The 16,143-nt window shown below is 75.0% G+C and carries 15 protein-coding genes; 8 read left to right on the plus strand and 7 right to left on the minus strand.

The features are described 5' to 3' along the window. Nucleotides 1-27 precede the first annotated feature (27 nt). Both ACRAKJ_RS17065 and yicI read left to right on the plus strand, forming a co-directional pair. Nucleotides 28-852: an ABC transporter permease subunit gene (locus ACRAKJ_RS17065; protein WP_438924198.1), complete on the plus strand. Its 825-nt coding sequence runs from the start codon at nucleotides 28-30 to the stop codon at nucleotides 850-852. Then, nucleotides 849-3,086 carry an alpha-xylosidase gene (gene yicI / locus ACRAKJ_RS17070; protein ID WP_438924199.1) on the plus strand — a complete coding sequence of 746 codons (2,238 nt, stop codon included), beginning with the start codon at nucleotides 849-851 and terminating at the stop codon, nucleotides 3,084-3,086. Before ACRAKJ_RS17065 ends, yicI begins: the two co-directional genes overlap by 4 nt. Here the strand turns inward: yicI and ACRAKJ_RS17075 are convergent. Further along, complete coding sequence (locus ACRAKJ_RS17075) at nucleotides 3,076-4,311, minus strand: SLC13 family permease (RefSeq protein ID WP_438924206.1); 1,236 nt, start codon at nucleotides 4,309-4,311, stop codon at nucleotides 3,076-3,078. The two genes, yicI and ACRAKJ_RS17075, sit on opposite strands and share 11 nt — an antisense overlap. Nucleotides 4,312-4,494: 183 nt before the next feature. Between ACRAKJ_RS17075 and ACRAKJ_RS17080 the strand changes: the two genes are divergently transcribed. The 6 genes from ACRAKJ_RS17080 (at nucleotide 4,495) to ACRAKJ_RS17105 (ending at nucleotide 10,377) form a co-directional block, all read left to right on the plus strand. Further along, a complete protein-coding gene (locus ACRAKJ_RS17080; RefSeq protein WP_438924200.1) occupies nucleotides 4,495-6,072 on the plus strand; it encodes an ABC transporter substrate-binding protein in 1,578 nt (525 codons plus the stop codon). Next, a complete protein-coding gene (locus ACRAKJ_RS17085; protein WP_438924201.1) occupies nucleotides 6,066-7,034 on the plus strand; it encodes an ABC transporter permease subunit in 969 nt (322 codons plus the stop codon). The genes ACRAKJ_RS17080 and ACRAKJ_RS17085 overlap by 7 nt, the downstream gene beginning before the upstream one ends. Then, a complete protein-coding gene (locus ACRAKJ_RS17090; RefSeq protein ID WP_438924202.1) occupies nucleotides 7,031-7,858 on the plus strand; it encodes an ABC transporter permease subunit in 828 nt (275 codons plus the stop codon). The genes ACRAKJ_RS17085 and ACRAKJ_RS17090 overlap by 4 nt, the downstream gene beginning before the upstream one ends. Beyond that, on the plus strand, nucleotides 7,855-8,670 hold the full coding sequence (locus tag ACRAKJ_RS17095) for an ATP-binding cassette domain-containing protein (protein ID WP_438924203.1): 816 nt from the start codon (nucleotides 7,855-7,857) through the stop codon (nucleotides 8,668-8,670). The genes ACRAKJ_RS17090 and ACRAKJ_RS17095 overlap by 4 nt, the downstream gene beginning before the upstream one ends. Continuing rightward, a complete protein-coding gene (locus tag ACRAKJ_RS17100) occupies nucleotides 8,667-9,272 on the plus strand; it encodes an ATP-binding cassette domain-containing protein (RefSeq protein ID WP_438924204.1) in 606 nt (201 codons plus the stop codon). Before ACRAKJ_RS17095 ends, ACRAKJ_RS17100 begins: the two co-directional genes overlap by 4 nt. 115 nt (nucleotides 9,273-9,387) lie before the next feature. Further along, nucleotides 9,388-10,377 (plus strand): substrate-binding domain-containing protein, encoded by a 990-nt coding sequence (locus ACRAKJ_RS17105; protein WP_438924205.1) that lies wholly within the window; start codon nucleotides 9,388-9,390, stop codon nucleotides 10,375-10,377. A 136-nt stretch (nucleotides 10,378-10,513) separates the two neighbouring features. On the opposite strand, the gene ACRAKJ_RS17110 is transcribed toward ACRAKJ_RS17105, so the two are convergent. The 6 genes from ACRAKJ_RS17110 to ACRAKJ_RS17135 all read right to left on the minus strand — a co-directional run bounded on the left by ACRAKJ_RS17110 (nucleotide 10,514) and on the right by ACRAKJ_RS17135 (nucleotide 16,095). Continuing rightward, nucleotides 10,514-11,308 (minus strand): IniB N-terminal domain-containing protein, encoded by a 795-nt coding sequence (locus ACRAKJ_RS17110; protein ID WP_447009033.1) that lies wholly within the window; start codon nucleotides 11,306-11,308, stop codon nucleotides 10,514-10,516. A 166-nt stretch (nucleotides 11,309-11,474) separates the two neighbouring features. Next, entirely contained in the window at nucleotides 11,475-11,858 is a 384-nt protein-coding gene (locus ACRAKJ_RS17115; protein ID WP_438926881.1) for an ATP-binding protein, read from the minus strand. 90 nt (nucleotides 11,859-11,948) lie between these two features. Continuing rightward, complete coding sequence (locus tag ACRAKJ_RS17120) at nucleotides 11,949-12,437, minus strand: DUF2231 domain-containing protein (RefSeq protein ID WP_438926880.1); 489 nt, start codon at nucleotides 12,435-12,437, stop codon at nucleotides 11,949-11,951. Nucleotides 12,438-12,527: 90 nt separating this feature from the next. Beyond that, a complete protein-coding gene (locus ACRAKJ_RS17125) occupies nucleotides 12,528-14,597 on the minus strand; it encodes a molybdopterin cofactor-binding domain-containing protein (RefSeq protein ID WP_438926879.1) in 2,070 nt (689 codons plus the stop codon). Further along, a complete protein-coding gene (locus ACRAKJ_RS17130) occupies nucleotides 14,594-15,586 on the minus strand; it encodes an FAD binding domain-containing protein (RefSeq protein ID WP_438926878.1) in 993 nt (330 codons plus the stop codon). Before ACRAKJ_RS17130 ends, ACRAKJ_RS17125 begins: the two co-directional genes overlap by 4 nt. After that, nucleotides 15,583-16,095 carry a 2Fe-2S iron-sulfur cluster-binding protein gene (locus ACRAKJ_RS17135; RefSeq protein ID WP_438926877.1) on the minus strand — a complete coding sequence of 171 codons (513 nt, stop codon included), beginning with the start codon at nucleotides 16,093-16,095 and terminating at the stop codon, nucleotides 15,583-15,585. The genes ACRAKJ_RS17130 and ACRAKJ_RS17135 overlap by 4 nt, the downstream gene beginning before the upstream one ends. Nucleotides 16,096-16,143 lie beyond the last annotated feature (48 nt).

A 16,143-nucleotide genomic window follows, 5' to 3' on the forward strand; every position in this document is an offset into this window, starting at 1 on the left:
GCACGGGCTCCGGTGGCCCGGGGAGGGGTGGCGCGGGCGGTGGGGCGGCACGTCGTGCTGTGGTCCGTCGTGCTGCTGGCCGCCGCGGTGCTCGCGCCGTTCGCCCTGGTCGTGCTGAACGCGGTCAAGACGCCCGAGGACTACTCCACCGGCGGTCCCCTCAGCCTGCCCGGGACCGTGACGCTCGACGGGATCATCGCCTTCTGGGACCGCGTCGACTTCGGCGAGAAGCTGCTCAACAGCGTCGTGATCAGCGGGTCCGTCGCCGTGCTGGCGGTCGTGGTGTCCGTCCTCAACGCCTACGCGCTGGGCATCGGGCGGGTGCGCGGCAGGCTGTCGGTCCTGGTGCTGTTCCTGCTCGCGAACACCCTGCCGCAGGAGGCCCTGGTCTACCCGCTGTACTTCCTGACCAACCAGGTCGGCCTGTACGACACCAAGACGGCCGTGGTCGTCGTCTTCACCGTCATCCAGGCCGCGTTCGGCACCTACCTGCTCACCTCGACGCTGGGCGGGTTCCCGCGCGAGCTGCTGGAGGCCGCCCGGATCGACGGCGCGGGCAAGTGGCAGGTGCTGGTGCGGGTCGTGGTGCCGGTCAGCAGGCCGACCCTGGGCGTGCTGTTCGTGTTCTTCTTCATCTGGACGTGGAACGAGTTCTTCCTGCCGCTGGTGCTGCTGATCTCCAACGAGAACCAGACCGTGCCGGTGGCGCTGGGCGTCCTGCAGGGGCAGCGGATGATGGACGCGACCGCCACCAGCGCGTCGGCGCTGCTCGGCCTGGTCCCGGCCGTCGTGTTCTTCCTGGTCTTCCAGCGGGCGCTGACCCGCGGCACCACGGCGGGAGCGGTCAAATGAGGTTCAGCGACGGGTACTGGCTGCTGCGGGCGGGCGTCGAGGCGGCGCACCCGGCGCAGGTGCGCGAGGTCGAGACCGGTGACGGCGAGGTCGTCGTGCACGCGCCGACCAGGCCGATCAGGCACCGGGGCGACACCCTCACCGGGCCGGTGGTGACCCTGCGCGTGACCTCGCCGATGCCCGACGTGATCGGCGTGCGGATCGAGCACTTCACCGGCGGCGAGGACCCCGGGCCGCACTTCGCCCTGGCGGCGGACCCGGCGCACGAGCCCAAGGTGGTGGACGACGACACCGGCCTGACCGTGGTGTCCGGCGGGCTGTCGCTGCGCGTGCGCCGGGACGACGGGTGGCGCGTCGAGTTCAGCGCGGGCGGGCGGCTGCTGACCGGCAGCGGGGCCAAGGGCATCGGCCTGATGACCGTGGACGGCGTGCACCACGTCCGCGAGCAGCTCGACCTGGGCGTCGGCGACGTCGTGTACGGGCTGGGGGAGCGGTTCGGGCCGCTCGTGCGCAACGGCCAGACCGTCGACGTGTGGAACGCCGACGGCGGCACCAGCAGCGAGCAGGCGTACAAGAACGTGCCGTTCTACCTGACCAACGCCGGGTACGGCGTGTTCGTGAACCACCCCGGGCACGTGTCGTTCGAGGTCGGCTCGGAGGCGGTGGGCAAGGTCCAGTTCAGCGTCGAGGGGCAGGCGCTGGAGTACTTCGTCGTCCACGGACCCACGCCGCGCGAGGTCCTGCGCCGGTACACCGCGCTGACCGGCCGTCCCGCGCTGCCGCCCGCGTGGTCGTTCGGGCTGTGGCTGTCGACGTCGTTCACCACCTCCTACGACGAGGGGACGGTGACCGGGTTCCTCGACGGGATGGCCGAGCGCGACCTGCCGCTCAGCGTCTTCCACTTCGACTGCTTCTGGATGCGCGAGCACCGCTGGTGCGACTTCGAGTGGGACCCGCGCGTGTTCCCCGACCCGGTCGGGATGCTCGACCGGCTGCACGCCCGCGGCCTGCGCGTCTCGCTGTGGATCAACCCGTACGTCGCGCAGCGCTCGCCGCTGTTCGCCGAGGGGAAGGAGCACGGCCACCTGCTGCGCCGGCCCGACGGCGACGTGTGGCAGTGGGACCTCTGGCAGCCCGGCATGGCGCTGGTGGACTTCACGAGCCCGGCGGCCCGCGACTGGTACGCGGCGAAGCTGGACGCCCTGCTGGCCCAGGGCGTCGACTGCTTCAAGACCGACTTCGGCGAACGCGTGCCCACCGACGTCGTCCACCACGACGGCTCGGACCCCGGGCGGATGCACAACCACTACACGTACCTCTACAACCGCACGGTGTTCGACGTGCTGCGCGCGCGGCGCGGCGACGGCGACGCCGTGGTGTTCGCCCGGTCGGCCACGGCGGGGTCGCAGCAGTTCCCCGTGCACTGGGGCGGCGACTGCGAGTCCACCTACGAGTCGATGGCGGAGAGCCTGCGCGGTGGCCTGTCGCTGGGCGTGTCGGGCTTCGGGTTCTGGAGCCACGACATCGGCGGCTTCGAGGGCCTGCCGTCGCCGGCGCTGTTCAAGCGGTGGATCGCCTTCGGCCTGCTGTCCTCGCACAGCAGGCTGCACGGCAGCTCGTCCTACCGGGTGCCGTGGCTGTTCGACGAGGAGTCGGTGGAGGTGCTGCGGCTGTTCACGAAGCTGAAGCTGCGCCTGATGCCGTACCTGGACCGGGCGGCGCGGCAGGCGTGCGACGAGGGCGTGCCGGTGATGCGCGCGATGGTCCTGGAGTTCCCCGACGACCCGGCGTGCACGCACCTGGAGCGCCAGTACCTGCTCGGCGACTCCCTGCTGGTCGCGCCGGTGTTCTCCGACGAGGGCGATGTCACCTACTACGTGCCGGGGGGCGCGTGGACGCACCTGCTCACCGGGGAGGTCGTGCACGGCCCCCGCTGGGTCCGCGACCGCTGCGACTTCCGCACCGTCCCGCTGCTGGTGCGGCCGGACACCGTGCTGCCGGTGGGCGCGGTCGACGACCGGCCGGACTACGACTACGCGGAGGGCGTCACCCTGCACCTGTACGAGCTGTCCGAGGGCTCGCGCGAGGTGGTGGTGGGCGGCACGACCTTCCGGGTGGACCGCCACGCCTCGTCGGTGGTGGTCCACGCCGACCCGGCCCCGTCCCGGTGGGCCGTGTCGGTGGACGGCGTGCGGGTCGAGGCGGAGGGCGCCGAGCTGCGCGTCACCCGGTGAGCGCGAGCACCGCCCACAGCCCCGTCACCGACAGCACCAGCGAGGCGGGCACGGTGAGCAGGCCCAGCCTGGTGAACTCGCCCAGGTCGGTGGGGGTGTCGTGGTGGTGCAGGACGCGCCGCCACAGCAGGGTGGCCAGCGAGCCCACGTAGGTCAGGTTCGGCCCCAGGTTGACGCCGATCAGCACGGCCAGCACGGTCGGGGTGCCGCCGGCCGCCGCGAGGGGGAGCAGCACCAGGACCGCGGGCAGGTTGTTGATCAGGTTCGCCAGCACGGCGGCGACGGCGGCCGCGCCGAGCAGGGCCGCGAGCGACGGGCCGGTGGGCACGGCGTGCGCCAGCGCCCCGGCCAGGCCGTTGTCGACCACGGCCCGCACGACGACGCCCAGGGCGAGCACGAACGCCAGGAACGGCAGGCCCGCCGCGCCGACCAGGGCGGCCGGGGTGGTGTGCCGGCGGCGCAGGGCGCGCACGGCGAGGACCACCGCGCCCCCGAACGCCACCCACGCCGGGTCGACGCCCAGCAGCGACGCCACCAGGAAGCCGACCAGGGTCAGCCCCAGCACCACCAGCACGAACACCGGCACCTCGCGCGCGGGCGGGGGAGCCGTGCCGGGTTCGGGCGGCGCGGTCAGGTCGGCGGCGAAGAACCGGCGCAGCGCCGCGTACTCGACCGCGACCGCGAGCGCCCACGGCACGGCCATCAGGGCGGTGAAGCGCAGGAACGACACGCCGGTGGCGGTGAACGCGAGCAGGTTCGTCAGGTTCGACACCGGCAGCAGCAGCGACGCCGAGTTCGACAGGTGCGCGCACGCGTACACGTGCGGGCGGGAGCGGACGCCCAGGCGCGCCGCCGTGGCCAGGACGACCGGCGTGAGCAGCACGACCGTCGCGTCCAGGCTGAGCACCGCCGTGATGCCCGCCGCCACGAGGAAGACCATCCGCAGCAGGGGCACCGGCCCGCCGCGCCCGGCCCGCGCGAGCAGCACGCCGGCCGCGTGGAACAGCCCCTCGTCGTCGCACAGCCGCGCCAGCACCAGCACCGCCGCCAGGAAGCCGACCACCGGGGCGAGCCGCGCCACCTCGTCGAGCGCCTCGGCCGGCCCGATCGCGCCGACCGCGAGCACCACGCCCGCCGCGGGCACCGCCGCCACCGCCTCGGGCAGCCCGCGCGGTCGCAGCACGGCGAACGCGAGGACCGCGAGCAGCGCGACGACGGACACCACTTCGACCACGGCACGCCTCCCGGATCGTCCTCGCCGGGAGGAGCGCCAACCCGTCCAGTGTCGCACCCGCACCAGGTCACGCGCCCGCCGGCGGATCTTGTGAGGTGACGCACATCCGTCCCTGCTGCCAATGATTGCTTGTTACGAATTACCGGCAACAGTGACGGTGGGAGGGGTGGTGGCGTGCGCGGGTTCCGGCAGGGGGCCGCGGTCGCGGTCGTGGCCGCGCTGGCCGCGTCGGCGTGCTCGACGGCCGACCGGGGAGCGGGCGGCACGCCGACCGAGCTGCGGCTGGCGATCGGCGGCGAGTCGGCCGAGGGCTACGACCCGACCCTGGGGTGGGGCCGCTACGGCTCGCCGCTGTTCCAGTCCACGCTGCTGGCGCGCGACGCCGACCTGAACGTGGTCAACGACCTGGCCACCCGGTACGAGGTCGGCCCGGACGGTCTGGTGTGGACGGTCGACCTGCGGACCGACGCGGTGTTCAGCGACGGGCGCCCGGTCACCGCGCGGGACGTGGCCTACACCTTCACCACCGCCGCCCGTAGCGGCGGCCTCACCGACGTGACTGCGCTGGACGAGGCGGTCGCGGTCGACGAGGACACCGTGGAGCTGCGGTTGACCGAGCCGCAGAGCACGTTCGTCAACCGCCTGGTGTCGCTGGGGATCGTGCCGGAGCACGCCCACGGGCCGGACTACGCGCGCCGGCCGGTCGGCTCGGGGCCGTTCGTGTTCGAGCAGTGGGACGAGGGCCAGCAGCTCATCGTGCGGCGCAACGACGCCTACTACGGCGCGAAGCCCGCGTTCGAGCGCGTGGTCTTCGTCTTCACCGGCGAGGACGCGAGCCTGGCCGCGGCACGGGCGGGCCAGGTCGACGTGGCCGCGCTGCCCTCGTCGCTGGCCGGCGGCGACCTGCCCGGCATGCGGCTCGTCCGGGTCGAGTCCGTGGACAACCGCGGCATCGCGTTCCCCTTCGAACCCACCGGCCGCACCACCGCCGAGGGACGGCCGGTCGGCAACGACGTGACCTCGGACGTCGCCGTGCGCCGCGCGGTCAACCTGGCGCTGGACCGGCGGGCCCTGGTGGACGGCGTGCTCAACGGCTTCGGCCGCCCCGCCACCGGCCCCGTCGACGGGCTGCCCTGGTACGAGCCGTCGACCGCGGTGCGCGACGACGACCCCGAGGCGGCGAGGAGGGCGCTGGACGCCGCCGGGTGGGTCGACGCCGACGGCGACGGGGTCCGCGAGCGCGACGGGGTCGAGGCCGGGTTCCCGCTGCTCTACCCGGCGGGCGACTCGCTGCGGCAGGGCCTGGCGCTCGCCGTCGCCGACATGCTGGAGCCGATCGGCATCGCGGTGACGCCGAAGGGCGAGGGCTGGGACGTCATCCGCACCCGGATGCACGCCGACCCGGTGCTGTTCGGCTGGGGCAGCCACGACCCGACCGAGGTGGTCAACCTGTACTCGTCGGCGCGGGCCGGCGTGGAGCTGTGGAACCCCGGCTTCTACCGCAACGCCACCGTGGACGCCGAGCTGGCCGCCGGCCTGGCCGCCACCGACCCCGAGCGGGCGACCGCGCACTGGAAGGCGGCGCAACGGGCGTTCGGCCCGGCGGGCGACGCGGCCTGGGCGTGGCTGGTCAACCTCGACCACACCTACTACGTCGACGCGTGCCTCGACCTGGGCCGGACCCAGGTGGAGCCGCACGGGCACGGCTGGCCGGTCACGCAGGGCATCACCGGCTGGCGCTGGACGTGCTGACCGCCGTCGCGAGCCGCCTCGGCCGCCTCGCCCTGCTGCTCACCGCGGTCGCCGTCGGGTCGTTCGCCCTGGTGGTGAACTCGCCCGTCGACCCGGTCGCGGCCTACGTGGGCGCGGACGTGGCGTCGCTGGGCCCGGAGCAGCGGGCGCTGATCGCCGAGCGGTGGGGCCTGGACGCCCCGGCGCACGAGCGGTTCCTCAGCTGGGCGGGCAACCTGCTCGGCGGGGACTTCGGCTTCTCGCTCACGTTCAACCGGCCGGTGCTGGAGGTGATCGGGGACAGGTTCCCGACCAGCCTGGCGTTGATGGCGGTGGCCTGGCTGCTGTCCGGGCTGCTCGGGTTCGCGCTGGGCCTCGTCGCCGGCGTGCGCCGGGGGCGGCTCGCCGACCGGGCGATCACCTGGTTCTCGTACGCGCTGGCGTCCGCGCCGGTGTTCTGGGTGGGGCTGCTGCTGCTCTACGCGTTCGCGGTCTCGCTGAACTGGGCGCCGGTGTGCTGCGCGGTGCCGATCGGCGTGCCGGCGGACGAGGTCGGCTTGGCCGACCGGCTGGCGCACCTGGCGCTGCCCGCGCTCACGTTGAGCGTGGTGGGGATCGCGCCGGTGGTGCTGCACACCAGGCAGGCGGTGGTGGAGGCGCTGGCCTCGGACCACGTGGCGTTCGCGCGGGCGCAGGGCGAACGGGGGTGGGGCCTCGTGCTGCACCGGGTCGTGCGCAACGCCGCCGCCCCGGCGCTGCTGCTCCAGTTCGGGTCCGTCGGGGAGCTGTTCGGGGGGTCGGTGCTCGCCGAGCAGGTGTTCTCCTACCCGGGGCTGGGCGCGGCGACCACGACGGCGGCGCTCGGCCAGGACGTGCCGCTGCTGCTGGGCATCGCGCTGTTCACCGCGGTCCTGGTGTTCGCGGGCAACCTCGTCGGCGACCGCGCGCACGCCCTGCTCGACCCGAGGGCGGTGGCCCGGTGACCGCCGCGCTCGACCGGCGCACCCGCACGCTGGTGCAGCTCGGGCTGTCCACGGTCCTCGTGCTCGCCGTCGTCGTGGCGGGCGCGCTCGCCCAGGACGCGGCGCAGACCACGTCGTTGGGCGAGCGCAACGGCGCGCCGTCGGCCGGGCACTGGTTCGGCACCGACTGGCTGGGCCGCGACGTGCTCGCCCGCGTGCTGTCCGGCCTGCGGCTCAGCCTGGTCGTCGGCACGACCGCCGCCGCGATCTCCGCCGCCATCGCCCTGGTCCTGGCCTGCGCCGCCACCGTCGGCGGGCCGAAGGTCGACGCCGCCGTCGGCTGGCTGGTGGACCTGTTCCTGGCGCTGCCGCACCTCGTGCTGCTGCTCCTGCTGGCCTTCGCCCTGGGCGGCGGCACGGACGCGGTGATCACCGCGGTGGCCGTGACGCACTGGCCCACCCTGACCCGCGTGCTGCGCGGCCAGGCGCGCCGGGTCGTCACCTCCGACTACGTCGCCGTCGCCGCGAACCTGGGCCGGGGCCGCTGGTGGGTCGCCCGCCGGCACGTCGCCGGGCACCTGGCCGGGCACTTCCTGGTCGGGACGGTCCTGCTGTTCCCGCACGCGATCCTGCACGAGGCGGCGCTGTCGTTCCTGGGCCTCGGCGTCGACCCGGCCGAACCGTCCACCGGCATCCTGCTGGCCGAGTCCATGCGCTTCCTGTCGGCGGGCGCGTGGTGGCTCGCGGTCCTGCCCGGCCTGTGCCTGCTGCTCGTGGTCAAGGCCGTGGACGGCATCGGCGAGAACCTGCGCTCGCTGGTCGACCCGAGGAGCCACCACCTGTGAGCCCGCTGCTCGGCGTCACCGGCCTCACGGTGTCGTTCACCCAGTACGACCGGGGCCTGCGCCGCCGCACCGTCACCGCGCTGTCCGGCATGGACCTCACCGCCGACCGGGGCGAGCTGGTCGCCCTGGTCGGCGCGAGCGGCGCGGGCAAGAGCCTGCTCGCGCACGCCGTGCTGGGGATGCTCCCGCCCAACGCCTCGGAGAGCGGCGTCGTCGCGTTCGACGGCGTCGTCCTCGCCCCGGCGGCGCGCCGTGCCCGCGCGGGCCGGGACATCACCCTGCTGCCCCAGTCCGTGACCTTCCTCGACCCCGTGACCCCGGTGGGCCGCCAGGTCCGCCGCTCCGCGCGGCTGGCCGGGCTGCCCGCGCCGCGCGAGGCCGCCTCCACCGCCCTGGCCGGGCGGGGCCTCGGCCCCGAGGTCGCCGGGCGGCACCCGCACCAGCTGTCCGGCGGCATGGTCCGGCGCGTGCTCACCGCGATGGCGATGATGGCCGACCCCGCCCTCGTGCTCGCCGACGAACCCACCCCCGGCCTGCCGCCGGAGTCGGTGCGCGCCGTGCTCGCCGAACTGCGCCGCATCGCCGACCAGGACCGCGCCGTCGTGCTCATCACGCACGACCTCGCCGCCGCGCTGGAGGTGGCCGACCGGGTCGTCGTCTGCCGCGACGGCCGCACCGTCGACGAGGCCCGCCCCGCCGACTTCCGCGCCGGCGACCTCGCCCACCCCTACACCCGGGCCCTCTGGCGGGCCCTGCCCGCCAACGGCTTCCACCTGCCCACCGGGGAACCCGACCTGTCGGAGGACGCGTGACGCTCCAGGCGCGGGACGTGTGGTTCCGCTACCGCCGCACGACGCCGTGGGTCGTCCGCGACGCCTCGCTCACCGTGGCGCCGGGCGAGGTCGTGGGCCTGCACGGGCCCAGCGGCGCGGGCAAGAGCACCCTCGGCCGGCTCCTCGCGGGCCACCTCGCGCCCGCCCGCGGCGCGGTCTCCGCCGACGGCCGGCCGGCCGCCCCGGACCGGCGGCGCGGCGTGCCCAACCCGGTCCAGCTCGTGCTCCAGCACGCCCACCTCGCCCTGGACCCGCGGTGGAAGGTCCGGGCCGCGCTGGCCGAGGCGGGGCCCGCCGACACCTCCGACCTGGTGCCGCCGTCGCTGCTCGACCGCTTCCCGCACGAGATCAGCGGCGGCGAGGCGCAACGCGTCGCCCTCGCCCGCGCGCTGCTCGCCGGTCCCCGCTACCTGGTCGCCGACGAGATCAGCGCCAGCCTCGACCCCATCGGCCAGGCCGAGGTCTGGCACCTCCTCCTCGCCACCGCCCGCGCCCGGGGCATCGGCGTGCTCGCCGTCTCGCACGACCGCCCGCTGCTCGACGCCGTCGCCGACCGGGTCGTGGGGTTCGCCGACCTCTGAGCACCGGTACCGGGAAGGACCGGGACGGCGGACGGCGGATCTTGTCGGCCGTCGCGGCGGTGGCACATACTGTGCCCGCGAAAGAGTTTCGGACCGTCGGACGAGGGAGTTCGGAGTGGTCACGCTCGGCGATGTCGCGCGCCACGCCGGCGTGGCCCGGAGCACCGTGTCCTACGTGCTGACCGGCAACCGGGCGGTGTCGCCGCAGACCAGGTCCAGGATCGAGCGCAGCATCCGGGCGCTGGGCTACGCGCGGTCGGCGGCGGCGCCCGTCGAGCGGGTGGACCGGCTGGCGCTGGTGCTGTCCGAGAGCTTCGCCCCGCGCTCCTCGACCCGGCTCGTGGACGCCGTGGTGGACGCCGCCGACCGGCACGGGCTGGACGTCCTGCTGGTCACCGCCGACCGCGGCGAGGCGGGGCTGCGCCGCGCGGCGCGCAAGGGCCAGGTCGACGGGCTGGTCGTGGTGGACGTCGAGGCGCACGACCCGCGCCTGCCGCCGCTGCGCGCCTGCCGCCTGCCGGTGGTCGCGATCGGCGCGCCGGCCAGCACCGAGGGCGTGCTGCGGGTGGACCTCGACTTCACCGCCGCCATGTCCGACTGCCTCGACCACCTGGTCGGCCTCGGTCACCGCAGCGTCGGGTTCCTCGGCGAACCCAGCGCCGCCTACCGCCGCGACACCGGGTTCGCGGGCCGCACGATGACCGCGTTCACCGCCGCCGCGCTGCGCCGGGACGTCGAGCACACCGCGCGACCGGTCGACGAGCCGCTGCCCCGCGCGCTGGCCGCGCTGCTCCGCGACCTGCCCGGCGCGACCGCCGTGGTGGTGCACAACGAAGCCGTGCTCGGCGACGTGCCGGCCGCCCTGCGCGACCTGGGTCGGCGCGTGCCGCACGACGTGGCCGTGGTGGCGGTGTGCGCGGACGAGGTGGCCGAGCGGCTGAGCCCGCCGATGACGTCGGTGCACCTGCCGGTCGGCGAGGCGGGGGACCGGGCGGTGCGCCTGCTGGTCGCCGCCCTGGCCGGGGCGCCCGCGCCGGGGCCGACCCTCGTCCCGCCGCGGTTGTCCCGGCGGCGCAGCAGCGACACGCGGGCGCGGGCGAGCTGACGCCGGCGAGCCGGCACGGTCTAGCTGACGCGGGCACCCCTGTGCCGCACCGGGGTGCAACCGGTGCGGCACAGGGGTCCTCGGTCGTGGTCCACAGCCCCCCGGTGGACCACGACCGGGTGATGGTGGGGGACCGTCAGAAGTCGATCTCGTTGCCGCTCAGCACGCCGCCGAGGTCGACGTGGTGGAGGTCCGCCACGTCGGTGACCTTGCCGATGCCGGTGAGGTCACCGATCCCGCCGGTCACGTCGCCGACGTTCGCGACGTCGCCGACGACCTGGCCCACGTTCGCCACGTCACCCACGTCCGCGATGTCGCCGATGTCGCCGACCTGCGCGATGTCGTGCAGGTCCAGGGCGTTGCCGGTGAGGTTGTCGGTGACGTTGTCGGACAGCACGTCGCCCACGTGCAGCTTGCCGGTGATGTCCTCGACCGAGCCGGTGAGGTGCGTCGTGCCGAGCACGTCGCCGGTCGCCACGCCGGAGGTGACGTCGCCGACCACGTCGGCCACCCGGCCCGTCGCGGTGATGTCCTCGACCCGGTTGAGCACGTCGGCGTCGAGGGAGCCCGCGAGGTCCCCGGTCACGTCGCCGGCCAGGTGCTGCGCGGCGGCGGCGACACCGGACACGGCGGCCGTGGCGGTGTTGTCGTCGAGGCCGTGGCCCAGCAGGTCCTCGCCCACCGGGATCGGGCTGTCGCCGAGCAGTTCGAGCAGGTCCTCGACGTCCACGCCGGTCAGGGCGGGGTCGAGGCCCCCGGTGGGCGCGTAGTCCAGGACCAGCGGCAGCACCTCGCGCACGTCCAGGGCGGTCAGGTCGCCGAGGCCGGCGGCGTCGAGCGACCCCTGGGGGTCGGCCTGGAACGCGGACCGGGCGTGCGGGTCGCCGATCAGGCTGAGCGTGAAGTCGTGCAGGGTCTGGACGGGGTCCATCGGTGTGCTCCCGGGAGTTGGGATCTGCTTGCCGGGGCAACGCTAGGTCCGCACCCATGCCCCTCACATCGGGTGACGCGCCTAGTTCGAACCGGTGACCCCCGATAGGGGGACTCCCCATTGGGCGCTTAGGGGCATGGGGGCTGCGGCGAGCACGACCCCGCAGCTACGCCGGCACCTCGGCCCACACCACCTTGTGCCGCGCGCCCACCTCGACGCCCCAGTGCACCGACAACCGGTTGACCAGCAGCATGCCGCTCCCCGAGTCCGGCCGGTCCGCCCTGCCCAGCACGGGCAGCAGGCTCGGGCTGCGGTCCCGCACCTCGACCCGGACCGCGCCCTCCACCCGGAACACCCGGACGCGCCACGGGCCCTCGGCGTGCCGGTGCGCGTTGGCCAGCAGCTCGGCCGTGATCAGCGTCAGGTCCGCGACGTGCCGCGCGTCGACCCCGTAGGCGACCTGCCGGACCCAACCGCTGACGGCAGCCGCGGACGGCGGGTCGTCGACGTGGCGGTCCACACCGTCGTCGGGCAGGTCGAGCGAGTTCATCAGCCACACCCCCGCGGCCCTGTGGTTTCAAGGCGCGCCCCCGGAGGTACCCCTTCCGGTTGACGCCAAACCCCGGCGTGCGGGCCGGGTTCACGGGGCGGTGGCGGGTCCCACCGGACCACCGGGGCGCGCCACCGGGCCGCGGTCGCCGCCGGCGGACCGCTCGGCCAGTTCCACGGCGAGCCAGCCGCCGAAGCCCGCCGTGAGCAGGCCCGCCCACGCGGCGCCCAGCGCCGACCACGTCGGCAGCCAGTCGGGCTGACCGAGGCGCAGCAGCCAGCTCGTCCCGTACAGCAGCAGCACCGCCGTGTTGGTCGTGCGGTACAGCATGCTGATCCGCCGCACGCGAGCGCCCAGCGCGTCGGGCGCGAGCACCCAGGCCAGCCACCGGCCGGCGGCGGTCACCGAGCCGAGCAGGACGCCCGCGGCGATGAGGTGCGCCGCGGTGACGGCGAAGTCGGCCCGCCCGGTCAGCAGGTGCAGCGCGTCGAACCCGACGGCCGTGGTCAGCAGGCCGAACGGGAACGCGGTGAGGTTGGGCGGCACGGCGTGCCGAGATGTCCGAGCACGACGTCGCATGGCCTCGTCCTTCCGGCGGTATTCCCTCGCGAGAGGCATACCCCGGACGGGCGAAGACCGCCCCGACGTCACCCGAAGGCGTGACGGTGGTCAGCGCAGGAAGTGGTCCAGGGTCACCGGGAGGTCGCGCACCCGCACACCGGTGGCGTGGTGGGCCGCGTTGACGATCGCGGCGGCCGTGCCGACGATGCCGATCTCGCCGACGCCCTTGGTGCCCATCGGGTTGGTGTGCGGGTCGTGCTCGTCGATCCAGTGCGCCTCCACGTGCGGCACGTCGCGGTTGGTGGCGACGTGGTACTCGGCGAGGTCGTGGTTGACGACGTGGCCGAACCGCTCGTCCAGCAGGCTCCGCTCGTGCAGCGCCATCGACAGGCCCATCGTCATGCCGCCGAGGAGCTGCGACCGGGCCAACCCCGGGTTGACGACCCGCCCGACGGCGAACACGCCCAGCAGCCGGGGCACCCGCACCTCTCCGGTGTCGGCGTGCACCCTGACCTCGGCGAACTGCGCGCCGAACGCGTGCATCGCGTACCGCTCGTCGTCGGGGTTCTCCGGCATCCCCGCGCTCGCCGCGTCCCCCTCCGCCGGGTGGTCGCCGAACCGCTCGCGGAACGCGCGGGCCGCGGCGACCACCGTGGAGCCCCACGACGTGATCCCGGAGGACCCGCCCGCCACGGACGCCTTGGGCAGCGCGGTGTCGCCGATCCGCAGCTCCACGTCGGCGAAGTCCACGCCCAGCGCGTCGGCGGCGACCTGGGCCAGCGAGGTCCACGTCCCGGTGCCGAGGTCGGCCGCGCCGATCTCCACCAGGTAGCGGCCCGACGCGGTCAGGCGCACGGTCGCCTCCGAGCCCGGCATCCGGTTCACCGGGTACGTGGACGAGGCCACGCCGGTGCCGACGAGCCAACCGTCCTCCTCGTGAGCCCGCCGGTCCGCCCAGCCGAACCGGCGGGCGCCCTCGCGCAGGCAGGCCACCAGGTTGCGGGTGGAGAACGGCTTGCCGGACTCGGGCTCGACGTCCGGCTCGTTGCGGACGCGGAACTCCACCGGGTCCACGCCGCACGCCAGCGCCAGCTCGTCGACCGCCACCTCGGGGCCGAACATGCCGGGGCACTCGCCGGGCGCGCGCATCCACGCCGGCACCGGCACGTCCAGCCGCGCCAGGCGGTGCGTGGTGCGGCGGTTCGGCGCGGCGTACAGGACCCTGCTCGGCACCGCGGTCTGCTCGGCGAACTCCTTGACCCGCGACGTCTGGCTGAACGCGTCGACCGAGATCGCGGTGAGCCGGCCGTCGCCGTCGCACCCGAGGCGGACGTGCTGCACGGTCGGGGTCCGGTAGCCGACCAGGGAGAACATCTGCTGCCGGGTCAGCGCGAGCGTCACCGGCGTGCCGGGGAGGACCTGCGCGGCCAGGCCGGCGAGGACGGTGTGCACGTGCGCGGTGCCCTTGGAGCCGAAGCCGCCGCCCACGTGCGGCGCGACCACGTGCACCCGCTCGGGCGGCAACCCGAAGGACGTCGCCACCGACTCGCGCGTGGTGTGCACGCCCTGCGTGGAGTCGTGCAGCCGCAGCTCGCCGTCCGACCACAGCGCCGTGGTGGTGTGCGGCTCCATCGGGTTGTTGTTGTACCAGGCGGTCGAGTAGGCCTGGTCCACGGTGAACGCCGCCTCCGCGAGCCCGCGCTCGACGTCGCCCAGCGCGGTGTCCGTCTCGGCGCCGCCGTTGACCTTCTCCGGCTTGTCCAGGTCGTCGCGGTCGGCGCTGAAGCGCGCGTCGTGCTCGTGCCGCTCGACGTGCGCGCGGACCAGCGACGCCGCGTGGCGGGCGGCCTCCGGCGTGCGGGCGACGACGACGGCCAGCACCTGGCCGCGGAACGACACGTCGTGGTGCTGGAGGGCGGCCAGCTCGGGGTCGTCGGTCGAGGCCAGGCGCGGCGCGTTGTCGGGCGTGAGCACGGCGAGCACCCCGTCCACGGCCTCGGCGGCCCCGGTGTCCACCGACACCAGCGTGCCGCGGGCCACCTCCGACTGCACGAGCGCCGCGTGCACGGGGTCCTCGACGCGCTGGTCACCCGCGTACGGCGCGGTACCGGTCACCTTGGCGGGGCCGTCCACCCGGCGCGGCGACGTGCCCATCACGCGGGGCAGCAGGTCGGTCATCGTCCCTCCCGGCTCAGCGCGCGCAGCGCGGACACGACGGTGTTGCGGGCCAGCGGCACCTTGAACGCGTTGTCGCCCACCGGCGAGGCGTCCGCCAGCTCGGCCCCGGCGGCGCGGCGGAACGCGTCCTCGTCCGCCGGCGCGCCGCGCAGCAGCTCCTCGGCCCGCCGGGCGCGCCACGGCTTGTGCGCCACGCCGCCGAGCGCGATCCGCGCGTCGGCCACCACGCCGTCCTCGACGCGCAGCACGGCCGCGACCGAGACCAGCGCGAACGCGTACGACGCCCGGTCGCGCACCTTGACGTAGGTCGACCGTGTGCCCGGTGGCAGCGGCGGCAGGTCCACCGCGGTGATCAGGTCGGCGGGGGAGAGCACGGTGTCGCGGTGCGGTTCGTCGCCGGGCAGCCGGTGCAGCTCCACCAGCGGCACGGTCCGCGGACCGCCGGGGCCGTGCACGCGCACCTCGGCGTCCAGCGCAGCCATCGCGACCGCCATGTCGGACGGGTGCGTGGCGACGCAGTGCCCGGACGCGCCGAGCACCGCGTGCTGCCGGGTGAAGCCGCCCAGCGCGGAGCAGCCGCTGCCGGGTTCGCGCTTGTTGCACGGCGTGGACCGGTCCTGGAAGTAGGAGCAGCGGGTGCGCTGGAGCAGGTTCCCGCCGGTCGTCGCGAGGTTGCGCAGCTGGCCGGACGCCCCGGACAGCAGCGCCCGCGACAGCACCGGGTAGTCGCGGCGCACCGCCGGGTGGGCCGCCAGGTCGCTGTTGCGCACGGTCGCGCCCACCCGGAGCCCGCCGTCCGGCAGCTCCTCCACCGCGTCCAGCGGCAGGCGGCTGATGTCGACCAGCACCTCCGGCTCGGCCACGCCGAGCTTCATCCGGTCCACCAGGTTCGTGCCGCCCGCCAGGAACGCCACCGACGCCGCCGCGCCGTGCGCCGCGCCGACCGCGTCGTCCACGTCCAGCGCCCGCCGGTAGTCGAACGGGATCACCGGGCGCCGCCCGCGCAGTCGCGCACCGCGTCGGTGATGCCCGCGTAGGCGCCGCACCGGCACAGGTTCCCGCTCATCCGCTCGCGGATCTCCTCGTCGGACAGCTCGACCGGCCCGGTGAGGTCGGGCGTGACCGCGCTGGGGTGACCCGCCTCGACCTCGGCCAGCACGCCGACCGCCGAGCACACCTGGCCGGGCGTGCAGAACCCGCACTGGAACGCGTCGCGCTCGACGAACGCCTCCTGCACCGGGTGCAGCCGCTCGCCGTCGGCGAGGCCCTCGGCCGTGGTGATGTCCGCGCCGTCGTGCGACACGGCCAGCGCGAGGCACGTGACGACGCGCCGCCCGTCCAGCAGGACGGTGCAGGAACCGCATTGGCCGTGGTCGCAGCCCTTCTTCGGCGCGGTCACCCCGAGCCGGTCGCGCAGCGCGTCGAGCACCGTCGTCCTGGTGTCCACCCGCAGCCGCCTGACCCGACCGTCCACCCGCAACTCGATCTCACCGTCCACGCCGGTCCCTCCGCCTCGACACGCCCCGGAGGCTTCCCGGTCGTGGCG

The organism is Saccharothrix sp. DSM 118769 (assembly GCF_052936295.1).